The sequence below is a fragment of the Thalassospira xiamenensis M-5 = DSM 17429 genome (assembly GCF_000300235.2).
Lineage (GTDB): Bacteria > Pseudomonadota > Alphaproteobacteria > Rhodospirillales > Thalassospiraceae > Thalassospira > Thalassospira xiamenensis.
Genome location: NZ_CP004388.1, coordinates 708684 through 723930, shown reverse-complemented (window position 1 = coordinate 723930; position 15247 = coordinate 708684). Strand labels below are relative to the sequence as shown.

Here is a 15247-nt window from a genome sequence, read left to right as displayed (position 1 = left end):
GCAATTCCGCAATAGAGAGAGACGTCCGCCCGCAGGCCCGCGCGCGGATGCCAAAAAAGGCCCAATGGCATGTTAGGTTTCCTTTTACGCCGTTTGGGTGACGTCATACCGACTTTCTTTGGCGTTACCATTCTGGTGTTTCTGATGATTCACCTGATCCCGAGCGACCCGATCCAGATGCGCGCAGGAGAGCGCAGTATCAGTCCCGAACGATACGCCGAACTGCAAAAGGAATATGGTTTCGACAGACCGCTTGTTGTTCAGTATTTCGATTATCTGGGCGGTGTTTTGCAGGGCGATCTTGGTGAATCCTTTGTCACCAAACGTCCGGTGATCGAAGAATTCGCAACCCTGTTCCCGGCAACGATCGAACTGTCCGTCGCGGGGATTCTGTTTGCGATCATTATCGGTTTGCCATTGGGGGTCATTGCCGCGATCAACAGGGGAAAGTGGCTTGACCACCTGACCATGAGTTTATCGCTGACCGGATATTCGATGCCGATTTTCTGGTGGGCGCTGCTGTTGATCATGTTCTTTTCGACAACGCTTGGCTGGACCCCGGTTTCCGGTCGCCTGTCGATCATGTATTACATCGAGCCGACCACCGGTTTCATGCTGATCGATACGTTGCTTAGCGATGAAAAAGGCGCGTTTATCAGTGCGCTCCGTCATCTGATCCTGCCGACGATTGCGCTTGGCACCATTCCGATGGCCGTGATTGCGCGCATGACGCGGTCCTCGATGCTTGAAGTTCTGGGCGAGGAATATATCCGGGTGGCACGCGCCAAGGGCCTAGCCCCGATGCGGGTGATCATGGTCCATGCGCTGCGCAATGCCCTGATCCCGGTGATTACGGTCATCGGCCTTCAGGTCGGTGTGCTGTTTGCCGGTGCGATCCTGACCGAAACCATTTTCTCGTGGCCCGGTATTGGCAAATGGATTGTCGAGGCACTGAACCGCCGCGATTACCCGACCATCCAGGGCGGCATCCTGATGATTGCCTTCGTGGTTATGGCGGTCAATCTGTTCGTCGATCTGATGTATGGGGTGATCAATCCCCGCATCCGGCACAAGCGTTAAGGGGGCACGGGAAATGACAAACCAGAATACCCAATCAACCACCCCCGAAACGGCAGCAGCCGAAGCGGCGGCAGTGGAAGACCAGAAGATCAATCCGCCAAGTCCGTTCATGGAAACGTGGAATTATTTCCGCAAGAACCGTGGTGCTTATGTTGGCCTGATCATCATCTGCTTTATCCTGTTCATGGCGGCATTCGCCCAATGGGTTGCCCCATTTGATCCGATTGCACAGGACCGCACCGCGTTCCTGAAGCCGCCGATCTGGATGGAAGGTGCCGATCCGCGCTATATCCTTGGCACGGATGCGGTTGGCCGCGATATCCTGTCGCGCCTGATCCATGGCGCGCAGCTTTCGGTGACCATCGGCGTATTCGTTGTGATCATTTCGATGGTTGCCGGTATCGTTCTTGGACTGGTTGCCGGATATTTCCGCGGCTGGATCGAAGTCGGCATCATGCGCTTGATGGATACCATGCTGGCGCTGCCCAGCCTGATCATGGCGATGGCGATTGTCGCGATCCTCGGCCCGGGACTTGAAAACGCCATGCTGGCGATTGCGATTGTCCAGTTGCCGCATTATGTGCGCCTGTCGCGTGCATCGGTGGTATCCGAACTGAACAAGGAATATGTCATCGCATCGCAGATTGCCGGTGCCGGTCATATGCGCCAGATGTTCGTCAATATCCTGCCGAACTGCATGGCGCCATTGATCGTTCAGGGCACATTGGGCATTTCCAGTGCCATCCTTGATGCTGCCGCCCTTGGCTTCCTTGGCCTTGGCGCACAGCCGCCGCTGCCGGAATGGGGCACCATGCTGGCCGAAGCCCGCGAATTCGTGGGATCGGCATGGTGGGTGATCACCTTCCCCGGCCTTTGCATCCTCGTCACCGTGCTTGCCTTCAACCTGATGGGTGATGGTCTGCGCGATGCCCTTGATCCCAAGATGAAGCGGTAAGTCATGGCTCTTCTCGAAGTTAAAAACCTGACAGTCGAGTTCGGCTCCGAAGACCGGCCGTTCCGTGCTGTTGATAATGTAAGCTATTCCGTTGATCGCGGCGAAGTCCTTGGCATCGTCGGTGAGTCGGGATCGGGTAAATCCGTATCCTCGCTTGCCGTCATGGGCCTGATTGACTACCCCGGTCGTGTCACCGCCGACAGCCTGACCTTTGACGGTCAGGACCTGCTGACGATGTCGCCTGGCAAACGCCGTGCGATTACGGGCAAGGATATCGGCATGATCTTTCAGGATCCGATGTCGGCCCTTAACCCGTGTTTCACGGTCGAGGCCCAGATCATGGAAGCCCTGAAAGTCCATGAGGGTGGTTCGAAGAAAGAACGGCGTGAACGTACGCTTGACCTTCTGAACCAGGTTGGCATTCCCGATCCGAAATCACGCATGACCGCCTATCCCCATCAGCTTTCGGGCGGGATGAGCCAGCGTATCGTGATTGCGATGGCGATTGCGTGCAATCCGCGCCTGCTGATTGCCGATGAACCGACCACCGCCCTTGACGTGACCATTCAGGCCCAGATCATCGACCTGCTGCTGAAATTGCAGGACGATAGCGACATGGCCCTGATCCTGATCACGCACGATCTGGCACTGGTTTCCGAAGCGGCGGATCGCATTCAGGTGATGTATGCCGGTCAGCTGTTTGAAAGTGGCCCGGCGGACAGCATCTTTGCCGCCCCGCGCCATCCCTATACCCAGGCGTTGCTTGAGGCATTGCCGGAACGGTCCGAAGGCCATGACCGCCTGCGCACCATCCCCGGTGTGGTTCCGGGCCAGTATGACCGCCCGGCGGGCTGTCTTCTGGCGCCGCGTTGCCGTTATGCCAATGATCGTTGCGTTGTCGAACGTCCCGATGTTGGTGCCTATAACGGGCGCGATGTGCGTTGTTTCTATCCGCTTGACGACCGCGGCCAGCCAACCGGCCAAACCACCGGCCAAAACACCGGGGAGACCGTGTAATGAGTTTTCTTGATGCAAAACCCGGTGTTCCGTTGCTGGAATCCGATGATCTTGTCCGTCACTATGAAGTCAGCCGCGGCCTTGGCAAACCCAGTGCGATGGTCAAGGCGCTTGATGGTGTTTCCTTTACGCTGGAAGCCAAAAAGACGCTGGCGGTTGTTGGCGAGTCCGGTTGTGGCAAGTCCACACTTGGCCGTCAGTTGACCCTGATTGAAAAGCCCAGTGCCGGACAGCTTAAAATCAATGGCGAAGCGGTTGGTGATCTGAGTGACAAGGAAGCAAAACTGTTCCGTCGCACGGTTCAGATGATCTTCCAGAACCCTTACGGGTCGCTGAACCCGCGCAAGAAAGTCGGTCAGATCCTTGGCGAGCCGGTGTTGCTTAACATGGATCTGGGCCGCAAGGAGCGCGAGGAACGTGTGCGCGAAACCATGGCCAAGGTTGGCCTGCGCCCCGAATTTTACGGGCGCTATCCGCATATGTTTTCCGGCGGGCAGCGTCAGCGTATCGCGATTGCGCGCGCGCTGATCCTTGAACCGAAAGTCATCGTCGCCGATGAACCGGTTTCCGCCCTTGACGTGTCGGTGCAGGCACAGGTTCTGAACCTGATGATGGACCTGCAGGAAGAGATGAATGTCGCCTATGTCTTCATCTCGCACGATCTTTCTGTCGTTCGCCATATTGCAGATGACGTCATGGTGATGTATTTGGGGCGCGTCGCTGAAAAGGGACCGACCGAAGAAATCTTTGCCAAGCCGCTGCATCCCTATACAAGGGCACTTCTGGCATCGGCACCAAAGATCGATCCGGCGCATCGCGTCAAGGCAGAACCGCTTTCCGGCGAACTGCCTTCACCGATCAATCCGCCGTCGGGCTGTGCGTTTCATAAACGCTGCCCGTTTGCGACCGACCATTGCGCACAGGTTCGTCCTGAATTGCGCATGTATGAAGGCCGCGAGGTGGCGTGCCATCGGGTCGAAGAAATCGCCTGAAAACAGGCGATCACCCGGATATCCGGGTAGACAAGGGAGCAAGGGGGCGCGCTTTTATAAAGCTGCGCCCCTGAGCCTTTCAGGGTCACAAGAAAGCCCGCAAAGGCTTTGCTGGCTGTATGCGAACCCTGAGAACAAAACTCAGCCCAAGAATGTTTCTTCGTGCGTGGCCTGATATTGCTGTATCCCGCTTCTCATCCTGCCTTGCCAGTTATGCACAAAGTCTAAAACCTCTGGCGTTTCAAGATGGGCTTTCAATGACGATTGATCGCGCCAACGTTCGGCAATCACGAGACGCCCCGGGCATGCCGCATCAGGATTAACCGCATAAAAAAGACAGCCTTTTTCGGGTTTTGCATTGCCCGCGATCACCCGAACGTCGGCGATGAACTGATCAATTTCATGTGGATCAACATGAATGTGCCCCATCAGGATGATCATGTCATTCCACCACAAGCACGATCTTGCCCTGAATGTGCCCTTTGGCCGCACGTTCATGAGCCTTGCGGGCATCGGCAAGCGGGTATGTGCTGTCGAGCACGACGCGAAGTGTGCCGTCACTCAGCAGATCGGCAAGCTCCGCCAATTGATCACCGTTCGAGCGAACCTGCGTTGCCGATACCGTAATGCCAAGCTTTTCGGCTTCTTCGTGACTGGAAAAGCCCAGCGGGAACACCGGGAAAAGGGCACCACCCCGTTTGATCGTGCGCAGGAAACGCCCGGCGGTCGGCCCGCCAAGGGCATCAATCACAAGATCAAGATCCCGCACGACGTCTTCGGGTGGGGTTTTCGTATAGTCGATAAATTCGTCAGCCCCCAAGTCGCGCAGAAGCGCCTCGTGTTTGCCAGACGCAACCGCGATGACCCTGGCACCTTTGAGTTTTGCGACCTGCACGGCAAAATGCCCAACACCACCGGCAGCGCCATTCACAAGAACGGTTTTCCCCGAAAGTTCAACCGGCTTATGCTGAGAGGACTGAAGCGGATTTGGTTCGTTATGTCCCAGATCAACCAGGAACTGCCAAGCGGTCAGAAGCGACATTGGTACCCCCGCCGCATGCACATGATCAATCCCGACCGGCTTGGGCGCGGCTTCCGATGCAGGGACCGTGACATATTGCGCATAGGCCCTGCTTCCCCCGGCAAGACCCGACGGGAAACGAACCATGGCGTAAACTTCGTCTTCTGGCGCAAAGCCGGTAACATCATCAGCAACGGCGTCAACGACACCTGATATGTCGGTTCCAAGTATCACCGGGAAGGATATTTGCGGCTGCCATTCGGGCGGAAGCATCCTGTAGCCATCACGCAGATACCAGTCGGGGGGATTAATCCCGACCGCGTGCACCCGGACCCTTATTTCACCCGGTCCCGGATCAGGTATCGGCGCGTCCTCGTAGCGCATGACCTCGGGCCCGCCGAACGCGTGCTGACGGACCGCCTTCATCATCTTTGGCATCACTGCTTCTTCTTTCATCGCATATATGCTATCCATAATCGGAGCACTGATCCACATTTATGGAGCAGTGCTCCGTTTGTCAAGAGGAACATATGCGAGCCGACGCAAAGAAGAACTACGAACATCTGCTTGCCATCGCGCGGGAGGTTGTCAAAGATCAGGGTGCGGAAGCATCTTTGCGCGACATCGCCCGCAAAGCCGGGGTGGGACTTGGTACGCTGTACCGACATTTTCCAACGCGCGAGGCACTGCTTGAAACCCTGCTGCGCGAGAGCTTTGACGGGCTGAAAGAATCAGCGCGCGAACGCGAAACCGCAAGTTCGCCGGATGATGCGCTGGTATCGTGGTTACGTGATCTTGTTGCGTGCGCGAACGACTATCGCGGCGTCATTGCCGCGATGGTGGCCGCCATTGAGGATGAAGAGTCGGCTCTTCATGCGTCGTGCGTTACCATGAAAGCCGCGGGGACAAGGCTTCTTGTCCGGGCACAGGAAAAAGGCGTCGCACGCACCGACATTGATGGCGGAGACCTGTTTGCGATGGTGGGCGCACTTGCCTGGCTTGGCGATCAGCCATCATCGGCACCACGTGCGGATCATCTGTTCAATGTCATCACCAGCGCCATCCTGAAAAAGTGATGGCCGGGACCATCACATCCGCAAACCGTCGCGGATCAGGCGCTACTACGCGTGCGATCCGTCAGCGCCAGCAGCACCCCTGCGGCGATCAAAAGGCTGCCGCTGATGCGGTTGAGCCAGCGCATGTGGCGGGCGGAACGGATCAGCCCCTTTACCTGCCCGCCGACAAGCCCGTAGCCCAGAAGAACACAGGCCTCCATCGCGATGAAGGTCACGCCCATGATCGCGAATTGCGGGCCGTATGAACCGGCCTGATCAAGGAATTGCGGAAAGAAGGCGGTAAAGATCAGGATCGCCTTGGGATTGCCGATTGCCGTCAGGAATTCCGTCCGGGCCAGTGACATCGCACCGGGATGGGCGACAAAGCCGACGCTATCACCGGGAACCTCGGGCTCGGCAACTTTGGTTCGCCAGCTTTTGAGGCCCAGATAAACCAGATAGATCGCCCCACCCCATTTGATGATCATGAAGGCGGTTTCGCTGGCGGCAAGCACCATGCCAAGCCCCATGGCCGTCACAACGATCATCAGGGCAAAAGCCAGCAGACGTCCCGCCCCGCCAATGGCGGCTGACGCAACGCCATGACGCGCGCCATTGAACATCGCGAGAAGATTATTCGGTCCGGGGGCCATCGAAAGCGCCAAGGCCGCGCCGGAAAACAGCAACCATGTATCGAGCTGCATTTCGGGAAGTCCTGTGAAAAATGGGTGACCGGCTGATTGCGCCCGAAATTCAGTCGCGCGTCAAGGCGGCAATCATCGTTGCCGCCGCCGGCCATTTCGACGACAGGTCGGCCCGCTTGCCCATGGCGAAATCGGCGAAGTCAAAACCGGGTGCCACCGTACAGCCCAGAAGGGCAAATTTGCCACCTTGTTTCAGGCGCGCCCCCTGCCAGACATTTTTCGGCACGATCATTTGCGGTTTCTGCCCCGCCAGCAGGTCATTGCCGATTTCAACCAGCCGGTGACGGCCATCGGCATAAAGTTGCAGCTGTTCGACCGGATCGCCAAGGTAATGATGGAAAATCTCGTCACTGGTCAGGATATGCATGCCTGAGAAGGTATCGGGGGTCAGCAGGTAATAGATCGCGGTCCCCGTTGATCGCACGCCAAGATACCGGTTGCCCGGATTGCAGGTTTCCAGCGCCCGGAATGTTTCGGCGTAAAAGCCGCCTTCGGGATGAGGTTGCAAGCCGAGTTTTTCGATCAATTGGTCGATGGTGATATCGCGGGACATGGCGCACTTCCCTGCATGGGGTGGATGATGGCCGACCATCATGACAAAAAAGGGGAACGGTGCAAACCGCCCCCCCTGGTATTTTCTGTATCGGTAGATTGATCGATCAGTGAAATCGCGGCCTAGTGGCCCTTGTGTTCCTGATCGCCCATTTTCATATTGCCGTGATCCATCCCGGCATCACCATGCGGGCCTTTGGACATGGTATCCATCACATCAATGGTCACCGGCACGTCGCCCGCCTTTTCAAAGGTCAGGGTCACGTCGATTTTTTCACCTTCGACCAGCGGCTTGTGCAGGCCGATCAGCATGACGTGATAGCTGCCCGGTTTGAACAGTACTTCGCCATGCATCGGCACATCGATCCCGCCTTCGACCGGGCGCATCTTCATGACGTTGTTTTCCATGATATGCGTGTGCAGTTCGGTTTTATCGGCCAGATCGGATTTCACCCCGACAATGCGATCCGCCATGCCGGTATTTTCCACCGTCAGGAAGGCTGCACCATTTGGCACCTTGCCAAGCGATGCCTTGGCCCAGGCGTCCCTGACTTCGATATCAGCCGCGAACGATTGAGTGGCAACAAACAGACCGGCAAGGGTCGCGACAACAGCAAACAGTTTTTTCATGATCTTTGTTTCCATCCTGATCCGGTGTGGATTGGTTGCATCACACCGGTGATTTGATTTCGGGTGTATCGGGAAATCAGATGGAAAGCGGGGGGGCGCGGGAATAGCGCGTACGCGGCAATGTGATCGTGGCGGCAAGCAGGCGGGCTTGCACATATTCGGCATCATGGATGATCGAAACCGGTGCGCCAAACGGCACATCCAGATTTGCCATCGCCCCATGATGGGACGCACAGAGCGAACAAAAACCATGACCGGCAGAATGCCCGCCGGAATTTTGCGATGTGGCGTTGGGTCCGGCATCGCCAAAAGATACCGCGCGCACACCATCCGCCGTGCAGATGAAAATCAGATCGCCACCGGGTGCGGCATTTGCCCCGGTAATGGCGGTTAACCCGCCGCCACTGCCCCCACCCAGAAGTGCGGTCACGAAACCCGATTGCGTCACCCCGGTCATCAGGATGACAACCGCCAGCAGCCAGACACGCAGGAGTTTGCCCGCGGCCCGGATATTCGTATGTGACAGCATCGGTCTGGTGCGAATAAGCATGGAATTGGGTATGCCCGAATTTACCCCCCGCGACAATGAGATATATCATTGCCGCAGAATGACAGTTGGAGCACGATCATCGCCGAAAAAGCTGCCTTAGGCTGATCGAAAGGATACGTTCTTGCCCTACGCGATGGCTGTTCCGATATCCCTGCCCCATCCTGCGATGATCGACGCCGATTGGGCGGACAGTTTTGCGATTACGATTGACGATCCCGACATCACGCCCGAACGCGCCGCGCAAAAGATCATGGATGGCAGGCCGGTCTGGATGGGCTATCTGTTAGCACTGCGTAACGCGATGGTCCGGCCACTGGGCCTTAAAACCGCGCCCGAACCGGATGCCGATGTCATCGGCCTTTTCCCGGTGATCGAGCGCGGGGACGATTTCATCGTGCTGGGCATGGATGACCGGCATCTGGATTTTCGCCTGACGGTAGAGGTCGAAAAATTCCAGTGCGGGCAGACGGTGATCCGGTCCAGCACCCTGATCCGGCGGCACAATATGCTGGGTCGGATGTATCTTGGCACCATCATGCCGTTTCATAAGGCAATCGTGCCCGCAATGCTGAACGGCGCATTTGCATCGCCGTAAGTGCATAAAGAACGGGCCGGTCAAAACCGGCCCGCATCATCCCATCAGATCATATCGCGTGCGCGGACCAGTTCATCGAACTTTGCCCCGTCAAGGAAGCCAAGGGCAATGGTTGCCTCCTTAAGGCTGCTGCGATCCTTGTGCGCCTTTTTGGCGACGGCGGCGGCATTGTCGTAACCGATATGGGGTGCAAGGGCGGTCACCAGCATCAGGCTTTGTTCGACATAATGATCGATTTTTTCCTGATCGACTTCAAGGCCGACAACGCAGTTATCGGCAAAGCTGACGGATGCATCGGCGATCAGGCGGATCGATTGCAGCAGGTTATAAATGATCACCGGCTTGAACACGTTCAGATCCAGATGACCGTTTGACCCGCCAACCGTTACCGCCACATGGTTGCCGATCACCTGAGCGCAGACCATGGTCAGGGCTTCGGCCTGGGTCGGGTTGACCTTGCCCGGCATGATTGATGATCCCGGCTCGTTCGCGGGCAGCACCAGTTCACCAAGCCCGCAACGCGGACCGGAACCCAGCAGGCGGATATCATTGCCGATCTTCATCAGCGACGTCGCCAGAACGTTCAGCACACCCGACATCTCGACACAGGCATCGTGGGCGGCAAGGGCTTCGAATTTGTTGGCCGCCGTTTCGAATTTCAGGCCGGTGATATCGGATACCTGTTTGGCAAATTCGACGTCAAAGCCCTTTGGCGCGTTCAGGCCGGTGCCAAGGGCGGTGCCGCCCTGCGCCAGTTTGCGAAGCCGTACCAGCGCATCATCAATGCGATCAAGGCCAAGCGCGATCTGGGCGGCATAGCCCGAAAATTCCTGCCCCAAAGTCAGCGGCACCGCATCCTGCATATGGGTGCGGCCGATTTTAACGATATCGGCAAAGGCTTCGACCTTGGCATCAAGGGCACTTCGAAGGTGGGCTAGGGCCGGTTTCAGGTTTTCTTCGATCTCGACCACAGCCGCGATATGCATTGCGGCGGGGAAACTGTCATTGGATGACTGGCCGCGATTGACATGATCGTTGGGATGAACCGGATCACGTTTTCCCATCGGCCTGCCAAGGATTTCACAGGCCCGGTTGGCGATGACCTCGTTGGCATTCATGTTGGTCTGCGTGCCACTGCCGGTCTGCCAGACGACAAGCGGGAAGTGATCAAGAAGCTTGCCATCGGCGACTTCGCGCGCGGCGGCCTCGATTGCCTCGGCAAGGTTGGCATCCAGATTGCCAAGGGCAGCATTGGCGCGTGCGGCGGCAAGTTTCTGTATCCCGAACGCCCGGATCAGGGCATCGGGCATCCGTTCGCCGCCAATGCGGAAGTTCTGTTTGGATCGCTGGGTCTGCGCCCCCCAATACCGGTCCGCAGGCACATCGATGCTGCCCATGGTGTCCTGTTCGGTGCGGGTGGTCACTGGATTGGTCACGATAGAAATCCTCCGTGTCAGAAAACATACTGACCGGGGCGGGAACCCGGCAGGCAATTGTCTTTTGCCGTTCCCGAATATGGGCGCAAATGATCGTTCGCGCAAAGTCACTATGTTGAAAAAATGCAGTTTTATCGCCAGCAATAAAATATCAGCCGACGATTGCCCCATGATCTGCGGAAACATTGTCCTGCCATGCGACAATCTGAACGCCGATGCGATCAAGATGGGATAGCAGTTTTTCAGGCGGCAAACGATCCGTGATCACCCCGGTCAGGGCTTCAAGCGGTGCGATGTTTTCAAGGTAACGCTGATCGAATTTGGTGTGATCGACCATCAGCCAGGTTTCATCGGACCGTTCCATCATGGCGCGCTTGACCGCAACCGCGCGACGGTTAACGTCACTGAACCCCTGCCATGCAACACCCGACGCCCCGATAAAAGCCTTGTTGGCGTGGAAACGGCGCAGGAATTCGACGGTGTCATTGCCGTAAACCGCGTTTTCACGTGGATCGAACTGCCCCGGGCACATGATGACGTCATCAATCACCGCCTGTTCGCCCATGCCATGCACCACCGCGTAGCAATTGGTCAGAACCGTGCGCCGCAATGCGCCGGGATTTTGGGCCATATAGGGGGCAAGCTGGCTGACGGTAGACCCGGCATCGATCATAATCACGTCACCCGGCCGGATCATGGTTCCGGCCATGATGCCGATCCGTTCGAACCCGGCAACCGCGGTCATCTGGCGCTGGGCCAGATCGGGTTGATGGCCCATCGGTTGTGCCGATGCGCCACCGAATTCGCGCTTGATCAGGCCATTTTCGCTTAGCGCATCAAGATCACGGCGAATTGTTTCAGTTGCCACATCGAATCGCTCCGCCAATGTGGCAACTCTCACATGCGGATGGATTTGCAGCTCCTGAAGAATGCGCTGCTGACGTTCTTTTTTTCCGATACGCAAAGACGCTCTCTCCCCTGAATACCTTTGATCACACCTCATTCCGGCAAGGTTAGCAGCAATCTTTGTAACCATTTGTTACAGTTTTGTGTTGCTTTTCCAACTTTTTGACCTTCTATAATGTTGATAAAAGCAACAATAAAACCAACAAAACCACATTAAAAATGGCGCTTTACCAGCGTTTACAGGGAAGAAAGGTTCGACCACATGTTTTCACATGCGAAAAAACAGACTTTTTGAAAGTTTCTACGGTACTTGCCGCCATCAGCATGATGAGCTTTGGCAGCACCCAGGCATATGCGGCCGATGATTGCATCGCACGCGGCGATCTTGACCAGATGTATTGCGATATGGATGGCGATCTGGTCGCCGATGCACCGGCTGCCGATCAACAGGTTGACCCTGACACCCTCGTATTTGCCTATACCCCGGTCGAAGACCCGGCGGTTTACGCCGATATCTGGGAGCCGTTCCTTGAACATCTTGAAAAAGTAACCGGCAAGGATGTCCATTTCTTTGCGGTTCAGTCGAATTCCGCCGAAGTCGAAGCCATGCGCAGCGGCCGTCTGCATGTTGCCGGGTTCTCGACCGGGCCGACCCCGTTTGCAGTTAACCTTGCCGGTGCGGTTCCGTTTGCCCTGATGGGGGCGGATGATGGCCGTTTTGGTTATACCTTGCAGCTTTATACCCGGGTTGACAGCGGCATCAATTCGCTTGCCGATCTTAAGGGCAAACGTGTTGCGCACACCTCCCCGACCTCGAACTCGGGCAACCTGGCACCGCGCGCTCTTCTGCCCGGTCAGGGCATCGTCCCGGAACAGGATTACGAAGTCGTCTATTCCGGTTCGCACGACCAGTCGATGCTGGGCGTTGTCGCCGGTGACTATGACGCCGCCCCGGTCGCATCCGAAGTGGTTGAACGTATGGCCCAGCGTGATCTGTACGATCCGGCTGACGTCAAAATCCTTTATGAAAGCAAGCCGTTCCCGACCACTTCGTTCAACTATGCCTATAACCTGAAGCCCGAACTGATCGAAAAGATCAAGGAAGCCTTCTTTACCTTCGACATGAAGGGCACGGCACTTGGCGAAGAATTCAAGGGTGTCACCAAATTCGTACCGGTCACCTATCAGAAAGACTGGGACGTCATTCGTGAAATCCAGGCTGCCAACGGTGTGAAATACACCCCGGACAACCTGAAGTAATCCCTTTTTTCAAACTGCTGCTGCCGGGATCGATTTTCGGTCCCGGTAGTCTTTTTTCAAGGTATCGTGATGCTGCGTATCAAAGATCTGGTCAAACGCTATGGCAAGGATGAGGCCGTTCTCAAGGACCTGAACCTTGAAGTTCCGGGCGAAAGCGTCGTTGCCATCATTGGGGCATCGGGCGCTGGTAAAAGCACGCTTTTGCGCTGTATTAACCGTCTGGTCGAACCGACATCGGGCTCGATTGACCTTAACGGCACCGAACTGACGACTTTGTCGGGTGGCGAGTTGCGTCTGGCGCGTCGTCGTATCGGCATGATTTTTCAGGGTTTTAACCTGATCAACCGTTTGACGGTGATGGAAAATGTTCTGTCGGGACGGTTGGGATATGTCCCGACCTGGCGCGCCATGACGCGCAATTTCCCCCAAAGCGACATTGATCGTGCGTTTCAATTGATGGAACGTGTCGGCATTGCCCATTATGCCAACAAACGCGCCGATGAATTATCGGGTGGCGAACGCCAGCGCGTCGGCGTCGTTCGTGCCTTGATGCAGGAACCTGAAATCCTGCTGGCCGATGAACCGACCGCGTCGCTTGACCCCAAAACATCCCGACAGATCATGGAATTGCTGCGTGCGCTTGCATCCGAGCTGCACCTGCCGGTTCTGATCAATATCCACAATGTCACCGAGGCCAAGGAATATACCCAGCGCATCGTCGGCATGCGGTTTGGTCGCATCATCTTTGACAGCGTTCCGACCGATCTGACCCAGGATGCCATGGATGAAATCTATGCCGGGGTTCCGGCAGAAGAACGCGGCGAAACCGGTGATGTGGAATCCCTGCGCGAGGTGGTATCATAATGACCAGCTCCGTTGAAAAAACAACGGGCCATCGCACTTGGAAAAGCCGCCCTTTATCGCCAATCCGGCGATACGCTGGGCGATTATTCTTGGCGTATTGGCCTATGTCGTGTGGGCGGTCACCAGCCTGCCGTTTAACTGGGAACGTATTCAGGAAGGCATTCCGCGCGCCATCCGTATTTTCAAGGGCGCTTTCCCGCCGGACATGATCCGGGGTGAACTGGTGCTGCAGGGTTTTCTTGAAAGCATCAAGATCGCCATCGTTGCAACCCTTGCCGGTGTGATGCTCAGCGTGCCGATTGCCTTTGCCGCCGCATCCAATATTGCGCCCAAATGGCTTTATAACATCGGGCGTGCCACGATCATTATCGCACGCAGTTTCCATCCGGTGATCGTTGCCATCCTGTTCGTCAAGGCGGTCGGTTTTGGTCCGCTGGCGGGGATTTTGACCCTGACGATCTATTCCATCGGTTTCGTTGCCAAAATGCTGGCCGAACGGATCGAGGAAATCGACTGGGGCCAGGTCGAAGCCATCCGGGCGGCCGGGGGCGGGACATTCATCACCATGCTTTACGCCGTGATCCCGCAAATCATGCCCCGCCAGATCGGTCTTTCGATCTATCAGCTTGACAGTAACCTGCGTGCATCCGCCGTGGTCGGCATTGTGGGTGCGGGCGGGATCGGATCGACCCTGATGAATGCGTTTCGGCGCTATGACTATGACTTCGCGCTTGCGATCACGCTTTGCATTATCGGCGTCATCCTGATCAGCGAAGCCATAAGCGGCCGGATCCGGAGGAACATATGGTAACGACAACAAAAAACACCGGACCGGACGCCATCGCCGAACGCGAATGGTCACGCTATACCCCCAAACAACGCTGGCTGCGCTTTGCCATGTATGGCGGTGTCGTGCTGGCAACGGTCTGGTCGCTTTCGACGATCAACATCATCTGGCCGTGGCTTTGGGATGCCCCGCAACAGATGGGCGATCTTTTTTCGCGCATGTATCCGCCGTCGCTTAATGATTGGGAAATGATCGCCATCACGTTGCTTGAAACCGTCAATATTGCGACGATTGCAACGTTTTTTGCGGTATTCCTTTCATTGCCGATTGCCCTGATCGCGGCCCAGAACACCACACCGAACAAGCTGACGCTTTGGATTGGCCGGTTCATTCTGGTGTCATCGCGGTCGGTGAATACCATCATCTGGGCGCTGCTGTTTGTGGCGATTTTCGGCCCCGGCGTGATGGCCGGTATTCTGGCGATTATTTTCCGTTCGATCGGCTTTATCGGCAAATTGCTGGGCGAGGCGATCGAGGAAATCGACCGGGCCCCGATCGAGGCGCTTGAGTCCGTTGGTGCATCGCGGTTCAAAATCCTGATTTACGGGGTTGTGCCACAGGTCATGCCGACTTTCTTTGCGGTGTCGATCCTGCGTTGGGACATCAATCTGCGCGAAAGTACGGTTCTGGGTCTGGTCGGGGCTGGCGGGATCGGTATCGTCCTGCAAGGCGCAATTGACACCTTTGCCTGGCAGACGGTTGCCACCATTCTTCTGGCGATCATCGGTCTTGTGATCGTGGGCGAGGCCTTGGCGGCCTGGCTGCGCAAAAAGGTGATCTGAC

18 protein-coding genes are annotated in these 15247 nt (G+C 56.5%); 10 read left to right on the top strand and 8 right to left on the bottom strand.

The window, feature by feature from the left end:
- Positions 1-69 precede the first annotated feature (69 nt).
- Genes TH3_RS03305 through TH3_RS03290 form a run of 4 tightly spaced genes read left to right on the top strand, consistent with a single transcriptional unit; the run spans position 70 to position 4044 of the window.
- Positions 70-1080 (top strand): ABC transporter permease subunit, encoded by a 1011-nt coding sequence (locus TH3_RS03305; protein WP_007091184.1) that lies wholly within the window; start codon positions 70-72, stop codon positions 1078-1080.
- Between the two features lie 13 nt (positions 1081-1093).
- The gene (locus TH3_RS03300) at positions 1094-2035 is read left to right on the top strand and encodes an ABC transporter permease subunit (RefSeq protein WP_007091185.1); all 942 of its coding nucleotides are present in this window, start codon (positions 1094-1096) and stop codon (positions 2033-2035) included.
- Between the two features lie 3 nt (positions 2036-2038).
- The gene (dppD, locus tag TH3_RS03295; RefSeq protein WP_007091186.1) at positions 2039-3052 is read left to right on the top strand and encodes a dipeptide ABC transporter ATP-binding protein; all 1014 of its coding nucleotides are present in this window, start codon (positions 2039-2041) and stop codon (positions 3050-3052) included.
- Positions 3052-4044, top strand: coding sequence for a peptide ABC transporter ATP-binding protein (locus TH3_RS03290; protein ID WP_007091187.1), 993 nt, complete (start codon positions 3052-3054; stop codon positions 4042-4044). The genes dppD and TH3_RS03290 overlap by 1 nt, the downstream gene beginning before the upstream one ends.
- Positions 4045-4185: 141 nt before the next feature.
- Here TH3_RS03290 and TH3_RS03285 read toward each other — a convergent pair whose 3' ends face one another.
- Together TH3_RS03285 and TH3_RS03280 are read right to left on the bottom strand one after the other, a co-directional pair.
- Complete coding sequence (locus tag TH3_RS03285) at positions 4186-4485, bottom strand: putative quinol monooxygenase (protein ID WP_007091188.1); 300 nt, start codon at positions 4483-4485, stop codon at positions 4186-4188.
- Position 4486: 1 nt separating this feature from the next.
- Positions 4487-5521, bottom strand: a complete 1035-nt coding sequence (locus tag TH3_RS03280; protein WP_233421832.1) for an NADP-dependent oxidoreductase — start codon at positions 5519-5521, stop codon at positions 4487-4489.
- A 74-nt stretch (positions 5522-5595) separates the two neighbouring features.
- Here TH3_RS03280 and TH3_RS03275 point away from each other — a divergent pair, with 74 nt between their 5' ends.
- Positions 5596-6141 (top strand): TetR/AcrR family transcriptional regulator, encoded by a 546-nt coding sequence (locus TH3_RS03275; protein ID WP_007091190.1) that lies wholly within the window; start codon positions 5596-5598, stop codon positions 6139-6141.
- 35 nt (positions 6142-6176) lie between these two features.
- Here the strand turns inward: TH3_RS03275 and TH3_RS03270 are convergent, their stop codons facing one another.
- From TH3_RS03270 to TH3_RS03255, 4 genes are all read right to left on the bottom strand, one after another.
- Positions 6177-6824: a LysE family translocator gene (locus TH3_RS03270; protein WP_007091191.1), complete on the bottom strand. Its 648-nt coding sequence runs from the start codon at positions 6822-6824 to the stop codon at positions 6177-6179.
- A 49-nt stretch (positions 6825-6873) separates the two neighbouring features.
- Entirely contained in the window at positions 6874-7377 is a 504-nt protein-coding gene (locus TH3_RS03265) for a cupin domain-containing protein (protein ID WP_007091192.1), read from the bottom strand.
- 122 nt (positions 7378-7499) lie between these two features.
- Positions 7500-8006: a copper chaperone PCu(A)C gene (locus tag TH3_RS03260; RefSeq protein ID WP_139328111.1), complete on the bottom strand. Its 507-nt coding sequence runs from the start codon at positions 8004-8006 to the stop codon at positions 7500-7502.
- A 76-nt stretch (positions 8007-8082) separates the two neighbouring features.
- Positions 8083-8556, bottom strand: a complete 474-nt coding sequence (locus tag TH3_RS03255) for a DUF2946 family protein (RefSeq protein ID WP_007091194.1) — start codon at positions 8554-8556, stop codon at positions 8083-8085.
- A gap of 121 nt (positions 8557-8677) precedes the next feature.
- Between TH3_RS03255 and TH3_RS03250 the strand changes: the two genes are divergently transcribed.
- Positions 8678-9151: a DUF2867 domain-containing protein gene (locus tag TH3_RS03250; protein WP_139328112.1), complete on the top strand. Its 474-nt coding sequence runs from the start codon at positions 8678-8680 to the stop codon at positions 9149-9151.
- Between the two features lie 44 nt (positions 9152-9195).
- Here the strand turns inward: TH3_RS03250 and fumC are convergent, their stop codons facing one another.
- Together fumC and TH3_RS03240 are read right to left on the bottom strand one after the other, a co-directional pair.
- Positions 9196-10587, bottom strand: coding sequence for a class II fumarate hydratase (gene fumC, locus TH3_RS03245; RefSeq protein WP_007091196.1), 1392 nt, complete (start codon positions 10585-10587; stop codon positions 9196-9198).
- Between the two features lie 151 nt (positions 10588-10738).
- Positions 10739-11590: a DeoR/GlpR family DNA-binding transcription regulator gene (locus TH3_RS03240; protein ID WP_065701904.1), complete on the bottom strand. Its 852-nt coding sequence runs from the start codon at positions 11588-11590 to the stop codon at positions 10739-10741.
- 194 nt (positions 11591-11784) lie between these two features.
- On the opposite strand from TH3_RS03240, the gene phnD reads away from it, so the two are divergent.
- The 4 genes from phnD to phnE (TH3_RS03220) all read left to right on the top strand — a co-directional run bounded on the left by phnD (position 11785) and on the right by phnE (TH3_RS03220) (position 15246).
- Positions 11785-12753: a phosphate/phosphite/phosphonate ABC transporter substrate-binding protein gene (gene phnD / locus TH3_RS03235; RefSeq protein WP_040060488.1), complete on the top strand. Its 969-nt coding sequence runs from the start codon at positions 11785-11787 to the stop codon at positions 12751-12753.
- 69 nt (positions 12754-12822) lie between these two features.
- Complete coding sequence (gene phnC, locus TH3_RS03230) at positions 12823-13617, top strand: phosphonate ABC transporter ATP-binding protein (protein ID WP_007091199.1); 795 nt, start codon at positions 12823-12825, stop codon at positions 13615-13617.
- A 37-nt stretch (positions 13618-13654) separates the two neighbouring features.
- Positions 13655-14428: a phosphonate ABC transporter, permease protein PhnE gene (gene phnE / locus TH3_RS03225; RefSeq protein ID WP_007091200.1), complete on the top strand. Its 774-nt coding sequence runs from the start codon at positions 13655-13657 to the stop codon at positions 14426-14428.
- Positions 14422-15246 carry a phosphonate ABC transporter, permease protein PhnE gene (gene phnE / locus TH3_RS03220; RefSeq protein ID WP_007091201.1) on the top strand — a complete coding sequence of 275 codons (825 nt, stop codon included), beginning with the start codon at positions 14422-14424 and terminating at the stop codon, positions 15244-15246. Before phnE (TH3_RS03225) ends, phnE (TH3_RS03220) begins: the two co-directional genes overlap by 7 nt.
- Position 15247: the final 1 nt, after the last annotated feature.